Raw genomic sequence first — 14046 nt, forward strand, 5'->3', positions numbered from 1 at the left:
TAAGTCAGGCTTCAGACACCGCGCGTCGGTGTCTGGGCCAGATTTGACTCTAACCAGTTCTTAAACTGACCGTAAGGAATATAAAGTGATACATCTTTGAGGATCACTTTGTTATTACGCCCATTCTTAATCGAGTCAGAATAGCCAACAATAACGCCGCCCAGCGTATCATCCCGATTATAAACGCCACCGCCAGACATTCCCTGAACGACGCCTGCATTTGAGGCCATCGCTAAGCAGGGACTTTTATTCCATTTATTCCGAATAGCCGTGCGGGCTAAATTAACCCCGGACGATTCAACCGGCATCGCGGAAATAAAGCTGTAGCCATACATTTTAACCGGATCGCCGATGTCGCTGCTGCGGAACCTGGCCAGCGTGCTGGCATCATTCTTGTGATAAATAATCGCAAGGTCGCAATAAGGGTGATAAGACTTCACACGCTGCACGGCAGTTTTAGCCACGTGCGCAGCCGTGAGGCTATACTCAGGCGTCAGAGGAATGCTGGTGCCCAGTGTCCCCAGACCGAGGATCGTCGGAATGCCAGTCACGCTCATATCTACGTGCTGCATCGCCGTACGACTGTACTCGGTGTGGCCCACGGAACACCCGCTCAGCACCAGTGCAGCAAGCACCGGGCACAGAAACAGGTTTCTCATGATGTTTTTCTTTATTCAGGCATGTCTGGAAATCCCTGGTGAAGATTTTTGACATGCAAGCAGGGTTCATCACTGAACCGTATTAACGCAACAACTCCGGATGCGCCGGTTTATTGGATTAATGTAAAAACACTATTTTTATTAACGATTGGCAAAAGCCAGACTGCAATGTCGCAAGGCCTCTTTATCACGGGCTTTGCTTTTTTATTGTGCTGCTGAGATACAGTGTATCAGCTTAATAGTGTCGTACAATTTATTAAATCTTATAAAAAACAAATGTCATGAGAAATAAGGTTTTAAATAAATCTTCATTAAGAATAATCTGATGTTTTGTGATGTTTATGGCTTGTTATATCAAAAAGACGTTTATATGTGGTTTTTTGTGCTGGATCTGATGTTTTTTTTCAGGAGATTAAAGGTAAGGCCGGAGTCGTGGAAGTGTAAGATAGCGTTAAGGTTTTTATCTTCCGAACATCACATTAACGGCAAAAGAGTGGTCAGGAAATTTAACTCTCTTTAGCTATAAAGTTTTCAACACATGCATTTTATTAAACATATTTTCTAATCATTGCAAGGAACCTTATTTTAATCATCGTAAAGATTATCAGAGTTGAAACTATCAGAGGCTCACTCTTCTTTATTCGCTGTTGGCGACTGATAAAGCGCGTTACTTCAGCGTTAAATGCCTGTATAATGGGGCAGCCTTACTAGGTTAACCTATTGATTTAGAAAGGATTATCACCTAATCATGACGCCTGGGAAGGCGACAAAGAGGAAGCTCAATGAGCGAGAAGTTACAGAAAGTCTTAGCGCGTGCCGGTCATGGTTCGCGTCGTGAAATCGAATCAATGATTGCTGCCGGCCGTGTCAGCGTTGACGGCAAGATCGCCACCTTAGGCGACCGCATCGAAAGCAGCAAATCCCTGAAAATCCGTATTGATGGCCATCTGGTTTCGATTGCTGAATCAGCATCCGAAGTCTGCCGCGTGCTGGCTTATTACAAACCGGAAGGCGAACTCTGTACCCGCAGCGATCCTGAAGGCCGCCCGACAGTGTTTGACCGTCTGCCGCGTCTGCGAGGCTCACGCTGGATTGCCGTTGGCCGTCTGGATGTCAACACCTGTGGTCTGATGCTCTTCACCACCGACGGTGAACTGGCGAACCGCCTGATGCATCCGAGCCGTGAAGTGGAACGTGAATATGCGGTACGCGTGTTTGGTCAGGTTGACGACGATAAAATTCGTCAGCTGAGCAAGGGCGTTCAGCTGGAAGATGGTCCGGCTGCGTTTAAAACCCTGAAGTTTGGTGGTGGAGAAGGCATTAACCAGTGGTACAACGTCACCCTGACCGAAGGACGTAACCGTGAGGTGCGTCGTCTGTGGGAAGCGGTCGGTGTGCAGGTCAGTCGTCTGATGCGTGTCCGTTATGGCGATATCACGTTACCAAAAGGCCTGCCACGCGGTGGCTGGACCGAGCTGAATCTGCCCGCGGTTAACTATCTGCGTAACCTGGTGGAACTGGAAGATGAAACGGTCACCAGGCTGGTGGTCGAAAAAGATCGTCGTCGTACCAAGGCGAACCAGATTCGTCGTGCTGTGAAACGCCACAACAAAGTGAGCAGCACGCCACGTCGCAATCCGGGCAGCAAACGTAACTCCGGTTAATCGTGTTGCCCGATCGCTAAAAATGCAGCCCCAGGGCTGCGTTTTTTTTCTGTTACCAGTCAATTCCCTGCTGAGCCTGTATACCGGCATCAAAGGCGTGCTTCACCGGCCGCATCTCCGTCACCGTATCCGCCATTTCAGTCAGGCTGCGATGACAGCCACGTCCGGTAATGATTACGCTCTGATGCGCCGGGCGCTGTTGCAGGGCGATAATCAAATCGTCCAGCGGCAGATAATCCATGCTGACCATATAGGTAATTTCGTCGAGCACCACAAGATCAAGCTGCGCATCGGCCAGCATCCGTTTTGCATGCTGCCACACGGCCAGACAGGCGGCGGTATCCGTTTCGCGGTTCTGCGTGTCCCAGGTGAAACCGGTTGCCATCACCTGAAACTCTACACCATGCTGTTCCAGCAGGTTACGCTCACCATTCGGCCAGTCACCTTTAATAAACTGAATCGCCGCCGCACGCTTGCCATGTCCGGTAGCGCGCAGGGCGGTGCCAAAAGCCGCAGTCGTTTTGCCTTTGCCATTGCCGGTGAACACCATCAGGATGCCACGCACCTCGGTGGCTGCCGCAATTCGCGAATCAACCTGCTCCTTTAGCCGCTGCTGACGCTGTTGATGACGATCGTCAGCCATTATTCTGCGGCTCCGGGTTTTCTGCCCGGCTGCGCATCAAAGCTGATACCGGTTTTGCGCCGGCTATCATCACCCATCAGATAAAGGTAGAGCGGCATCAGATCGGCAGGGGTTTTCAGCTTATTCGCATCTTCCTGCGGGAAGGCGCTGGCGCGCATTTTAGTCCGCGTTCCGCCCGGATTAATGCAGTTCACCCGCAGCGCCTGCATTTTATACTCATCCGCCAGCACCTGCATCATGCCTTCGGTAGCAAATTTAGAGACGGCATAAGCGCCCCAGCCCGCGCGACCGGTTCGGCCTACGCTGGAGGTGGTAAACACCAGTGAACCGGCATCTGACTTTAACAGCAGCGGCAACAGCGCCTGGGTCAGGAAGAAAGTAGCGTCAAGGTTGATGTTCATTACCTGCTGCCAGATTTGAGGGTCGAGTTCCGCCAGCGGCACGATTTCGCCGAGGATACCGGCATTGTGCAGCACGCCGTCAAGACGCGAAAACTGCTGTGACAGCTGTTCTGCTATCTGATGACAACGTTCCGGTGTCGCTTCAGCCAGATCAAACACGACGGTATGAGCAGCACATTTATTAAGTTGATCGATTGCCTCTTTGACCTGCTGAAGCTTCTCAGAGTTACGGCCCATCAGGATCACTTCAGCGCCATAACAGGCATACGTCAGCGCCGCTTCCCGGCCAATGCCATCTGAAGCGCCAGTGACCAGGATAATACGGTGATTGAGCAGGTCGCTTTTCGGTTGATAATGCACAGCGGGGTCCTCCAGCGAAAACAGCATGATTCCGCTTTATGCCTGAATTTACGAATGGGCGCAATCGCCAGACCACCCATTCTGTGCCGGCTGCTGGCATTTCAGGCGACGAAGCAGGTTAAAACGGCTAAACTGGCGAATTGTTTTTTTATTCTTTGTGACTAAGGCGACCTGATGGATTTTATTTCAACGTATGGACTGTTTTTAGCAAAAGCGGTGACGCTGGTGGTTGCCGTCGCTGCAATTGTCATGATTATTATGAATGCCGCATTACGCAAACGGGCACAAAGCGGTCAGCTTCGTCTGACCCATCTGGGTGATGACTATCAGCAGATGAAAGAGGATTTGCAGCTGGCAAAAATGAAGCCTCAGGCGCAAAAAGTCTGGCAAAAAAATCATAAAAAAAGCGAAAAGCTGAAAGCCAAAGCGGAAAAGCAGGCGGCAAAGCAAGGACAGACAGAGAGCGTTAAGCCCACGCTCTACGTTCTTGATTTCAAAGGCAGCATGGATGCCGGTGAGGTAAGCTCACTGCGTGAAGAGATTTCGGCTGTGCTGGCGGTGAAGCAGCCTGGCGATGAAGTGCTGCTGCGGCTGGAAAGCCCTGGCGGCGTGGTGCATGGCTATGGCCTGGCAGCGTCGCAGCTGCAGCGCCTGCGCGATGCGGGTCTGCGCATCACGGCGGCAGTAGATAAAGTAGCAGCCAGCGGGGGGTATATGATGGCCTGTGTGGCTGATCGCATTGTGGCGGCACCGTTCTCCATCATTGGCTCCATCGGTGTGGTTGCGCAAATCCCTAACTTCAACCGCCTGCTGAAGCGTAACAATATTGATGTTGAGCTGCATACCGCAGGACAGTACAAGCGCACGCTCACGCTGTTTGGTGAGAATACCGAAGAAGGGCGTGAGAAATTTCAGGAAGATCTGGATGAAACGCACCTGCTCTTCAAGCAGTTTGTTCACCAGATGCGCCCGTCGCTCGACATCGATCGGGTAGCAACCGGTGAGCACTGGTATGGTCGACAGGCGCTCGATCTCGGCCTGATTGACGAAATCGGCACCAGCGATGACCTGATCATCCGTCAGATGGATCAGTTCAGCGTACTTGGCGTGCATTACGCCCGCCGTCGTAAAATGATGGACCGTTTTACCCGGAGCGCCGGCTCGGTGGCTGAGCGGTTGCTGCTGAAACTCTGGCAGCGCGGCGAAAAGCCACTACTCTGATGCAAAACCCGGCCTGTGCCGGGTTTTTTATTCCAGGTGATAGCGTGGTGACAGCTCCACAGCAAGGTATTTGAAGACGTTAAACACCGCCGTGGTTTTCGCGGTCGGCAGTCCATCTGCATCAAGAAAGAACGGTCCGCGAAAGACCAGCACATCCGCCTGCTGACTTACCTCATCCGCCTGCATGCCTGCTAAATAATCATCATGTTCTTTAATCAGCGCATTGGCCTTTTCCAGCAACGCCTGGTGGGAAATAGCCTGAGTTGATCTCTGCATTTATTCGCTCCTTTTTGACAGCATCCAAATCCTTTCTATATTACTGGCCTGTCACACGCTGTGACAAATCGCTCTGAACGATGAAAACCTGGCGTAAGTTCGGGCTGAGTGCTAATTAAGTTGCGTAACAGATTTTATCAGGTAGAGTGTGGGCGATTCCGATTTCAGGGATTTTGCACCGGGATGTGCGAAGAGTTCAGATGGAAAAAGCACGCTTTATCATGCGGTTGCAGCAGGCTACATCATCTGATCTGAGATTGACCCCTCCGCCTTGAAATGTTAAACAGGCGCAGCAATATTGAACCCACTGGGTTTTTGGGCATCCAATCCTCTCCCGTTAAGCAGGATGTTTTCATTAGGTAAAGGTAAATATGGGTAAAGCACTCGTTATTGTTGAGTCCCCGGCAAAGGCTAAAACAATCAATAAATACCTGGGTAGTGACTACGTGGTTAAATCCAGCGTGGGTCATATCCGGGATCTGCCGACCAGTGGTTCAACCGCGAAGAAGAGTGCTGACGCTTCGACAGATAAGAAAGTCAAAGACGCTTCAACTGACAAGAAAGTCAAAAAAGTTAAAAAAGATGAGAAAGCCGCACTCGTCAGCCGTATGGGTGTAGACCCTTATCATGGCTGGGAAGCGGACTATCAGATTCTGCCCGGCAAAGAGAAAGTCGTTGCTGAACTGAAGGCGTTAGCCGCCAATGCTGACCACATCTATCTCGCAACCGACCTTGACCGCGAAGGGGAAGCCATTGCATGGCACCTGCGGGAAGTGATCGGTGGTGATGACTCGCGCTTCAGCCGCGTGGTCTTTAACGAAATCACCAGGAATGCGATTCGTCAGGCATTTGAAAAGCCGGGCGAACTGAATATTGACCGGGTAAATGCTCAGCAGGCGCGTCGTTTCATGGACCGCGTGGTAGGCTATATGGTCTCGCCACTGCTGTGGAAAAAAATCGCCCGTGGCCTCTCGGCCGGACGTGTGCAATCTGTTGCGGTTCGCCTGGTGGTGGAACGTGAACGTGAGATCAAAGCCTTTGTTCCCGAAGAGTACTGGGAAGTTAATGCCGCACTGACTACGCCAAAAGGCGATGAACTGTCCATGGACGTGACGCACAAAGGTGATAAAGCCTTCCGTCCGGTCACTCGCGACGAGACCTATGCCGCGGTAACGCTGCTGGAAAAAGCGCGCTATGAGATCATCGACCGTGAAGATAAGCCGACCAGCAGCAAGCCGGGCGCGCCTTATATCACCTCGACACTGCAGCAGGCTGCCAGTACCCGCCTGGGCTTTGGCGTGAAGAAAACGATGATGATGGCTCAGCGCCTGTACGAAGCCGGTCACATCACTTATATGCGTACCGACTCGACCAACCTGAGTCAGGATGCGGTCGCGATGGCGCGTGGCTATATCGAAAGCAATTTCGGTAAAAAGTATCTGCCTGAAACCGCCATTACTTACGCCAGCAAAGAGAATTCCCAGGAAGCGCACGAAGCGATTCGTCCTTCCGATGTGGAAGTGGTGGCGGAAAAGCTGAAGGATATGGAAGCCGATGCGCAGAAACTCTATCAGCTGATCTGGCGTCAGTTTGTTGCCTGTCAGATGACACCAGCAAAATATGATTCCAGCACCATTACAGCGGCGGCAGGTGAATTTAAACTCAAAGCAAAAGGCCGTATTCTGCGTTTCGATGGCTGGACCAAAGTCATGCCAGCGCTGCGTAAGAATGATGAAGATCGTACATTGCCTGCCGTCAGCGTGGGTGATGTTCTGGATCTGCAACAGCTTCTTCCGGGGCAGCACTTCACCAAGCCACCGGCGCGTTTCAGCGAAGCGTCACTGGTGCGTGAACTTGAGAAACGCGGCATTGGTCGTCCATCCACGTACGCAGCCATAACTTCAACCATTCAGGATCGCGGCTACGTGCGGGTAGAAAACCGCCGCTTCTATGCGGAAAAAATGGGTGAAATCGTCACCGATCGTCTGGAAGAGAACTTCCGCGAACTGATGAACTACGATTTCACTGCCCGCATGGAGAGCAACCTCGATCAGGTGGCCAATAACGAGGCACAATGGAAAGCAGTTCTCGATCACTTCTTCGCCGACTTTACTCAGCAGCTTGAGCTGGCTGAGAAAGATCCTGAAGAAGGAGGCATGCAGCCGAACCAGATGGTGCTGACCTCGATTGAGTGTCCGACCTGTAGCCGTCAGATGGGAATCCGTACCGCCAGTACCGGTGTTTTCCTGGGTTGTTCCGGCTATGCGCTGCCGCCTAAAGAACGCTGCAAACAGACCATCAATCTGATTCCGGAAAATGAAGTCCTCAATATTCTGGAAGGAGATGATGCTGAAACCAACGCCCTGCGTGCCCGTCGTCGCTGCCAGAAGTGTGGCACCGCGATGGACAGCTACCTGATCGACAACGAACGTAAACTGCACGTCTGTGGCAATAACCCCGAGTGTGACGGTTACGAAATCGAGAAGGGCGAGTTCCGCATTAAAGGCTATGACGGCCCGGTGGTGGAGTGCGAGAAGTGTGGTTCTGAGATGCACCTGAAGATGGGACGCTTTGGTAAATACATGGCGTGCACCAACGAAGAGTGCAAAAACACCCGCAAGATTCTGCGCAGTGGTGAAGTTGCACCGCCGAAAGAAGATCCGGTTCCGTTGCCAGAGCTGGCGTGTGATAAGTCCGATGCTTACTTCGTGTTGCGTGACGGCGCAGCGGGTGTTTTCCTCGCGGCCAACACCTTCCCAAAATCACGCGAAACACGTGCACCGCTGGTGGAGGAGCTTCAGCGCTTCAAAGATCGTCTGCCCGAGAAGCTGAAATATCTGGCCGACGCGCCAGCAGCCGACCCGGAAGGCAATAAAACGCTGGTGCGCTTCAGCCGCAAAACCAAACAGCAATATGTCTCTTCTGAAAAAGAGGGTAAGGCAACCGGCTGGTCCGCCTTCTATATAGATGGCAAGTGGCAGGAAGCGAAAAAGTAATTCACAGGCCAGCATTTGCTGGCCTTCTTCTTACTGTGCTTGCCCGATTTGACCACTGACACTGACACTGACACTGACAACGCACCACATCCAGGCCAGCGCTCGCTGGCCTTTTTCTGAGCCTTATATCAATCCGTTCTACTCTGTCACTTAAACTGATATAGTTGTTATAGCATTTCCGACCTTTCCTGATGCATAGCATTTCTTGAACCTTGCGACTATACGTCAAGCGGGGATGCGACTCTGTAACTTACCGGGATGGAATAGATATGAAATTACAGCAGTTGCGCTATATCGTCGAAGTGGTGAACCATAATCTCAATGTCTCTTCGACAGCGGAAGGTCTCTACACCTCTCAACCCGGCATCAGCAAACAGGTGCGTATGCTGGAAGATGAGCTGGGCGTGCAAATTTTTGCCCGCAGCGGTAAACATCTCACTCAGGTGACGCCTGCAGGGGAAGAGATCATCCGTATAGCGCGTGAAGTCCTCTCAAAAGTGGATGCGATCAAATCCGTGGCCGGCGAGCACACCTGGCCGGATAAAGGCTCGCTTTATGTCGCTACCACACATACCCAGGCACGTTACGCACTGCCAGGTGTGATCAAGGGATTTATCGAACGCTATCCGCGTGTTTCTTTACATATGCATCAGGGTTCACCAACCCAGATCGCCGAAGCGGTCTCCAAGGGCAATGCGGATTTCGCGATAGCCACTGAAGCCCTGCATCTCTATGACGATCTCATCATGCTGCCGTGCTACCACTGGAACCGTGCGATTGTCGTCACGGCGGATCATCCGCTGGCCGGGAAGGGGCAGGTGAGCATCGAAGAACTGGCTGAATATCCACTGGTGACCTACACCTTTGGCTTTACAGGGCGCTCAGAACTCGACACGGCCTTTAATCGGGCAGGGTTAACACCTCGTATCGTCTTCACCGCTACTGATGCCGACGTCATCAAAACCTATGTCCGTTTAGGTCTGGGCGTAGGGGTTATTGCCAGTATGGCGGTTGACCCGGTGGCCGATCCTGACCTGATTCGTATTGAAGCCGCCGATATCTTTACCAACAGTACCACTAAGATTGGCTTCCGCCGCAGCACCTTCCTGCGTAGCTATATGTATGATTTTATCCAGCGTTTTGCGCCACACCTGACCCGCGACGTGGTGGATACCGCCGTGGCGCTGCGCTCAAACGAAGACATTGAGGCGATGTTTAAGGACATTAAGCTGCCATTTAAATAGCGTTGATGCTCTTCGCGACAACATAAGGCTGCCTGGTGCAGCCTTTTTTGTTGCCAGGCATTAGCGCCAAATGAGAATCAAAAGTTGTTATGGTTTTTTTGTAAATGAAACATAGATCACATGTTTTTCGGTTGGGCTTTCTTAAATGCGAAATACAACACACTTTTAACGATGTCACTTTGCGACTCGCCAGGATTATTCCCATACTCCAGTTAAGAGCTGATGTGTGAAGCCAGTAAACATAAGGTTCTTTAGATGAGTCTTTAGTTTTGAATGGATCTTTTTTTAAATTAACTCAAATTTACCAGCTGACTGTTTAATTAAATATTCGTTCAGGAGTTAATGATTTCTTACGTTACTTAAGCCTATTGATTAATACCGTTAATCGTTTTACTCAATAAAAATAACTGGATTTTTGGCCTTAACGCGTTTAGGATTACTCCTAAATCTTAATCGATGTTATCAATCATTTTGTTGAGAGTGATTATCAAAAACTATGAATACACGACTGACCGTACAACCGGGTTTCCCGGTAAAAAGCACCAAGGTTGAGCGTACTGGCAATACGCGTCGCAATGCCTGGTTAACCGTATTCGCTGCCTCTGCGCTGTTCTGGGTGGTTGTAGCGTTAATGATTTGGCGTATCTGGGGCTAAAGCCATGTGGGCACATACACTCAGTCATAAACGTTCTTTGACCACGGGTCAGCACAAGCCAGTATCCTGCAAAGGAAAAGAAGCTCTTGCAAAGGACGAAAAAGTGTCTATCCCCAAGTCATGGGATTTGAGTGATAACCAGCGACTGTTTATTGAGTCGTTTCTGGACCCTGAAAACAAATAACGTTGTAAGACCATTTATTCGTCACTGCTCTTTTATAACCGGAGTTCCCGGTGGGCTTTTAAATGCCCCTTTCCACATCCTGTAAGACCAAAGGGTGTCGCCGATTGACAGGCGACCACAAAAACTTTTACGCCCGATTACGGCGAAGGAGTGTACCAAATGAATATTATTAAAATGTCCTGGCTTAGCGCGTATGCTTTCTCCTTTGCGTTCTGGTCTGCGGCGGTGTGGATAACGCTGTAATCTGAATTAAATCACCTCTTTCTGATGCCTCGTGTTCTCACGGGGCATTTTCGTTTTCGGCGATTGTAGCAATTTGTGTTGTAATCAAAACGTTAACGAATTTGTGGTCTATCTTTAACATAAACCTTTGTCTCACTAAGGTTTAAGACCATGAACGAAAAAGGAGGAGCTATGTCGTCTACCCTACGCGAGCTGAGTCAGGAAATATTGCAGGTCGACACCAACAAATATCACATCTTCAGTCTTCCCCGCGCGGCTCAACATCTCGGCAACATCGATAGCCTGCCAAAATCTCTTAAAGTTCTGCTGGAAAATCTACTGCGCTGGCAGGATGGCGACTCTGTCACTACAGAGGACATCCAGGCGCTGGTTGACTGGCAGAAAGATGCTCATGCCGACCGCGAAATCGCCTACCGGCCAGCCCGCGTATTAATGCAGGACTTTACCGGCGTCCCGGCCGTGGTCGACCTGGCGGCCATGCGCGAAGCGGTGAATCGTCTGGGCGGCGATGTAGCTAAAGTGAATCCGCTGTCGCCTGTCGATCTGGTTATCGACCACTCGGTCACCGTGGACCATTTTGGTGATGATGACGCTTTTGAAGAGAACGTCCGGCTGGAAATGGAGCGTAATCATGAGCGCTACGTTTTCCTTCGTTGGGGTCAGAAAGCGTTTGATAAGTTCCGCGTTGTGCCGCCGGGAACCGGCATCTGCCATCAGGTGAACCTGGAATATCTCGGCAAGGCGATCTGGCATGAAACCCTCAATGGCGAAGAGTATGCCTGGCCCGACACGCTGGTTGGTACCGATTCTCACACCACCATGATCAATGCGCTCGGCGTGCTGGGATGGGGAGTAGGGGGCATCGAAGCTGAAGCAGCCATGCTGGGTCAGCCTGTCTCCATGTTGATCCCGGATGTCGTAGGTTTCAAACTCACCGGCAAACTGCGCGCAGGCATTACCGCAACCGACCTCGTTCTGACCGTTACTCAGATGCTGCGTAAGCATGGCGTCGTCGGCAAATTCGTTGAGTTTTACGGTGACGGCCTGGCCGATCTGCCGCTGGCCGACCGTGCGACCATCGCCAACATGGCACCGGAGTATGGTGCGACCTGCGGATTCTTCCCGGTCGACGACGTCACGCTGAGCTACATGACGCTGACCGGACGTGATGCCGATCAGGTCGCCTTAGTGGAAGCCTATGCCAGAGCGCAGGGTCTGTGGCGTAATCCCGGCGATGAGCCGCGTTTTACCAGTACCCTGGCACTGGATATGAACCAGGTAGAGTCGAGCCTGGCCGGACCCAAACGTCCGCAGGACAGGGTGTCGCTGGGCGATGTGCCCGCCGCGTTTGATGCCAGCAATGAGCTGGAAGTGAATCAGGCGCAAAAACCGCATAAAACTATTGAGTATACCGATAGCGACACCGGCCTGACTCACACACTGACCGATGGCGCGGTGGTGATCAGTGCGATTACCTCCTGTACCAACACCTCTAACCCAAGTGTGCTGATGGCAGCCGGTTTACTGGCGAAGAAAGCGGTAGAGCGTGGTCTGAAACGTCAGCCGTGGGTTAAAGCCTCGCTGGCACCCGGTTCCAAAGTGGTTTCCGATTATCTGGCCGTCGCGCAGCTGACCTCGTATCTCGACGAGCTGGGCTTTAACCTGGTAGGCTATGGCTGCACCACCTGTATTGGTAACTCCGGTCCGCTGAAAGATGAGATTGAGTCTGCGATCAAAGCGGGCGATCTCACGGTCGGTGCTGTTTTATCCGGCAACCGCAACTTTGAAGGTCGTATTCATCCGCTGATTAAAACCAACTGGCTGGCTTCGCCGCCGCTGGTGGTGGCTTACGCGCTGGCGGGTAACATGAAGATCAACCTGCAGACGGAGCCGCTGGGCCACGATCGCCAGGGACAGCCGGTCTATCTGAAAGATATCTGGCCGTCGCCGGAAGAGATAGCCACAGCCGTGCAGCAGGTCACCAGCGATATGTTTCACAAAGAATACGCCGAAGTCTTCGATGGCACGCCAGAGTGGCAGGCGATCAGGGTCAGTGAAGCGGCAACGTACGACTGGGATGAAGGCTCGACCTACATTCGCCTGTCACCGTTCTTTGATGATATGGAGAAAGAGCCTAAGCCGGTGCAGGATATTCGCGGTGCGCGGGTGCTCGCCATATTGGGCGATTCTGTCACCACGGACCATATCTCACCAGCGGGTAGCATTAAAGCGGAAAGTCCCGCCGGACGCTATCTGCTGTCACACGGCGTTGAGCGCAACGACTTTAACTCTTATGGGTCGCGTCGCGGTAACCATGAAGTGATGATGCGCGGCACATTTGCCAATATTCGTATCCGCAATGAGATGGTGCCAGGCGTGGAGGGCGGCTATACCCGACACTACCCGAGTGACGAACAGCTGGCCATCTACGATGCGGCGATGAAATATCAGGCGGAAGGCGTGCCGCTGGCGGTCATTGCAGGCAAGGAGTACGGCTCTGGTTCAAGCCGCGACTGGGCTGCTAAAGGGCCACGTCTGCAGGGGGTAAGGGTCGTGATTGCCGAATCGTTTGAGCGTATTCACCGCTCTAACCTGATTGGGATGGGCATTCTGCCACTGGAGTTCCCGCAGGGCGTGACCCGCAAAACGCTGGGGCTGACCGGTGAAGAGTACATCGACGTGGAAGATCTTCAGGCACTGACGCCAGGCTGCAGCGTGAAAGTCACGCTGACCCGTGCTGACGGCAGTAAAGAAGAGCTGGACACCCGCTGTCGCATCGATACCGGTAATGAGCTGACCTATTACCGCAACGACGGCATCCTGCACTACGTTATCCGCAATATGCTGGACTGACAAAAAAGCCGGGGAGACCCGGCTTTTTCATTTATGACTTCGGCAGCAGATGCCCCATCTTTTCCGCTTTCGTATCCAGATAGTGCGCATTCTTCGGATTACGTCCCACGACCAGCGGCACACGTTCAATAATGTTGATCCCGGCTTCGCTGAGGATCTCCACTTTGCGCGGATTGTTGGTCAGCAGGCGTACTTCATTCACGCCCAGCAGTTTGAACATATCTGCGCACAGGGTGAAGTCGCGCTCATCGGCGGCAAAACCAAGCTGATGGTTCGCTTCTACGGTGTCATAACCTTTATCCTGCAATGCGTAGGCGCGGATCTTATTCAGCAGACCAATATTACGGCCTTCCTGACGGTGATAGAGCAGCGCGCCGCGACCTTCTTCTGCGATGGCATTGAGCGCGGCTTCCAGTTGAAAACCACAGTCGCAACGCAGGCTGAAGAGTGCATCGCCGGTCAGGCATTCAGAGTGAACGCGCGCCAGTACCGGCTCGTTGTCATTAATATCGCCAAAGACCAGTGCAACATGGTCATGTCCGGTTGCCAATTCTTCAAAACCAACCATCAGGAAATCTCCCCATGGCGTGGGCAGTTTGGCTTCTGCCACCCGTTTAAGCTGCATGTGACTCTCCAGAACCTTCAGA

The 14046-nt window shown here is 52.0% G+C and carries 12 protein-coding genes; 7 read left to right on the forward strand and 5 right to left on the reverse strand.

The annotated features are described in order from the left end of the window. Positions 1–11 precede the first annotated feature (11 nt). Positions 12–659: a hypothetical protein gene (locus QSK07_RS04410; RefSeq protein WP_098050394.1), complete on the reverse strand. Its 648-nt coding sequence runs from the start codon at positions 657–659 to the stop codon at positions 12–14. 782 nt (positions 660–1441) lie between these two features. Here QSK07_RS04410 and rluB point away from each other — a divergent pair. Continuing rightward, positions 1442–2323 (forward strand): 23S rRNA pseudouridine(2605) synthase RluB, encoded by an 882-nt coding sequence (gene rluB, locus QSK07_RS04415; RefSeq protein WP_285720544.1) that lies wholly within the window; start codon positions 1442–1444, stop codon positions 2321–2323. A 52-nt stretch (positions 2324–2375) separates the two neighbouring features. On the opposite strand, the gene cobO is transcribed toward rluB, so the two are convergent. Together cobO and QSK07_RS04425 are read right to left on the reverse strand one after the other, a co-directional pair. Then, positions 2376–2966 (reverse strand): cob(I)yrinic acid a,c-diamide adenosyltransferase, encoded by a 591-nt coding sequence (gene cobO / locus QSK07_RS04420; RefSeq protein ID WP_098050396.1) that lies wholly within the window; start codon positions 2964–2966, stop codon positions 2376–2378. Further along, complete coding sequence (locus QSK07_RS04425; RefSeq protein ID WP_275219363.1) at positions 2966–3727, reverse strand: YciK family oxidoreductase; 762 nt, start codon at positions 3725–3727, stop codon at positions 2966–2968. The genes cobO and QSK07_RS04425 overlap by 1 nt, the downstream gene beginning before the upstream one ends. Before the next feature lie 174 nt (positions 3728–3901). Between QSK07_RS04425 and sohB the strand changes: the two genes are divergently transcribed. Then, positions 3902–4948, forward strand: a complete 1047-nt coding sequence (gene sohB / locus QSK07_RS04430; protein ID WP_098050397.1) for a protease SohB — start codon at positions 3902–3904, stop codon at positions 4946–4948. Between the two features lie 27 nt (positions 4949–4975). Here sohB and QSK07_RS04435 read toward each other — a convergent pair whose 3' ends face one another. Beyond that, entirely contained in the window at positions 4976–5224 is a 249-nt protein-coding gene (locus tag QSK07_RS04435) for a YciN family protein (RefSeq protein ID WP_285720545.1), read from the reverse strand. A 371-nt stretch (positions 5225–5595) separates the two neighbouring features. Here QSK07_RS04435 and topA point away from each other — a divergent pair, with 371 nt between their 5' ends. The 5 genes from topA to acnA all read left to right on the forward strand — a co-directional run bounded on the left by topA (position 5596) and on the right by acnA (position 13399). Then, a complete protein-coding gene (topA, locus tag QSK07_RS04440) occupies positions 5596–8220 on the forward strand; it encodes a type I DNA topoisomerase (RefSeq protein ID WP_285720546.1) in 2625 nt (874 codons plus the stop codon). Between the two features lie 269 nt (positions 8221–8489). Further along, positions 8490–9464, forward strand: a complete 975-nt coding sequence (gene cysB / locus QSK07_RS04445) for an HTH-type transcriptional regulator CysB (protein WP_013358012.1) — start codon at positions 8490–8492, stop codon at positions 9462–9464. A 496-nt stretch (positions 9465–9960) separates the two neighbouring features. Beyond that, positions 9961–10119, forward strand: coding sequence for a YmiA family putative membrane protein (locus QSK07_RS04450; protein WP_098050400.1), 159 nt, complete (start codon positions 9961–9963; stop codon positions 10117–10119). 4 nt (positions 10120–10123) lie between these two features. Further along, positions 10124–10303 carry a YciX family protein gene (locus QSK07_RS22915; RefSeq protein ID WP_098050401.1) on the forward strand — a complete coding sequence of 60 codons (180 nt, stop codon included), beginning with the start codon at positions 10124–10126 and terminating at the stop codon, positions 10301–10303. Positions 10304–10717: 414 nt separating this feature from the next. Continuing rightward, on the forward strand, positions 10718–13399 hold the full coding sequence (gene acnA / locus QSK07_RS04455) for an aconitate hydratase AcnA (RefSeq protein WP_285720547.1): 2682 nt from the start codon (positions 10718–10720) through the stop codon (positions 13397–13399). Positions 13400–13430: 31 nt separating this feature from the next. Here the strand turns inward: acnA and ribA are convergent, their stop codons facing one another. Beyond that, positions 13431–14024: a GTP cyclohydrolase II gene (ribA, locus tag QSK07_RS04460; protein WP_045140307.1), complete on the reverse strand. Its 594-nt coding sequence runs from the start codon at positions 14022–14024 to the stop codon at positions 13431–13433. Between the last annotated feature and the right edge of the window lie 22 nt (positions 14025–14046).

Source organism: Pantoea sp. QMID4 (assembly GCF_030270445.1).
In the GTDB taxonomy this organism is placed as follows: domain Bacteria; phylum Pseudomonadota; class Gammaproteobacteria; order Enterobacterales; family Enterobacteriaceae; genus Pantoea; species Pantoea vagans.

Excerpts from the sequence above, each read along its gene's own strand:
- QSK07_RS22915 (WP_098050401.1), top strand. The coding sequence starts at position 10,124 with ATGTGGGCACATACACTCAGTCATAAACGTTCTTTGACCACGGGTCAG.
- QSK07_RS04435 (WP_285720545.1), bottom strand. The coding sequence starts at position 5,224 with ATGCAGAGATCAACTCAGGCTATTTCCCACCAGGCGTTGCTGGAAAAG.
- acnA (WP_285720547.1), top strand. The coding sequence starts at position 10,718 with ATGTCGTCTACCCTACGCGAGCTGAGTCAGGAAATATTGCAGGTCGAC.
- QSK07_RS04450 (WP_098050400.1), top strand. The coding sequence starts at position 9,961 with ATGAATACACGACTGACCGTACAACCGGGTTTCCCGGTAAAAAGCACC.
- rluB (WP_285720544.1), top strand. The coding sequence starts at position 1,442 with ATGAGCGAGAAGTTACAGAAAGTCTTAGCGCGTGCCGGTCATGGTTCG.
- cysB (WP_013358012.1), top strand. The coding sequence starts at position 8,490 with ATGAAATTACAGCAGTTGCGCTATATCGTCGAAGTGGTGAACCATAAT.
- topA (WP_285720546.1), top strand. The coding sequence starts at position 5,596 with ATGGGTAAAGCACTCGTTATTGTTGAGTCCCCGGCAAAGGCTAAAACA.
- QSK07_RS04410 (WP_098050394.1), bottom strand. The coding sequence starts at position 659 with ATGAGAAACCTGTTTCTGTGCCCGGTGCTTGCTGCACTGGTGCTGAGC.
- sohB (WP_098050397.1), top strand. The coding sequence starts at position 3,902 with ATGGATTTTATTTCAACGTATGGACTGTTTTTAGCAAAAGCGGTGACG.
- ribA (WP_045140307.1), bottom strand. The coding sequence starts at position 14,024 with ATGCAGCTTAAACGGGTGGCAGAAGCCAAACTGCCCACGCCATGGGGA.
- cobO (WP_098050396.1), bottom strand. The coding sequence starts at position 2,966 with ATGGCTGACGATCGTCATCAACAGCGTCAGCAGCGGCTAAAGGAGCAG.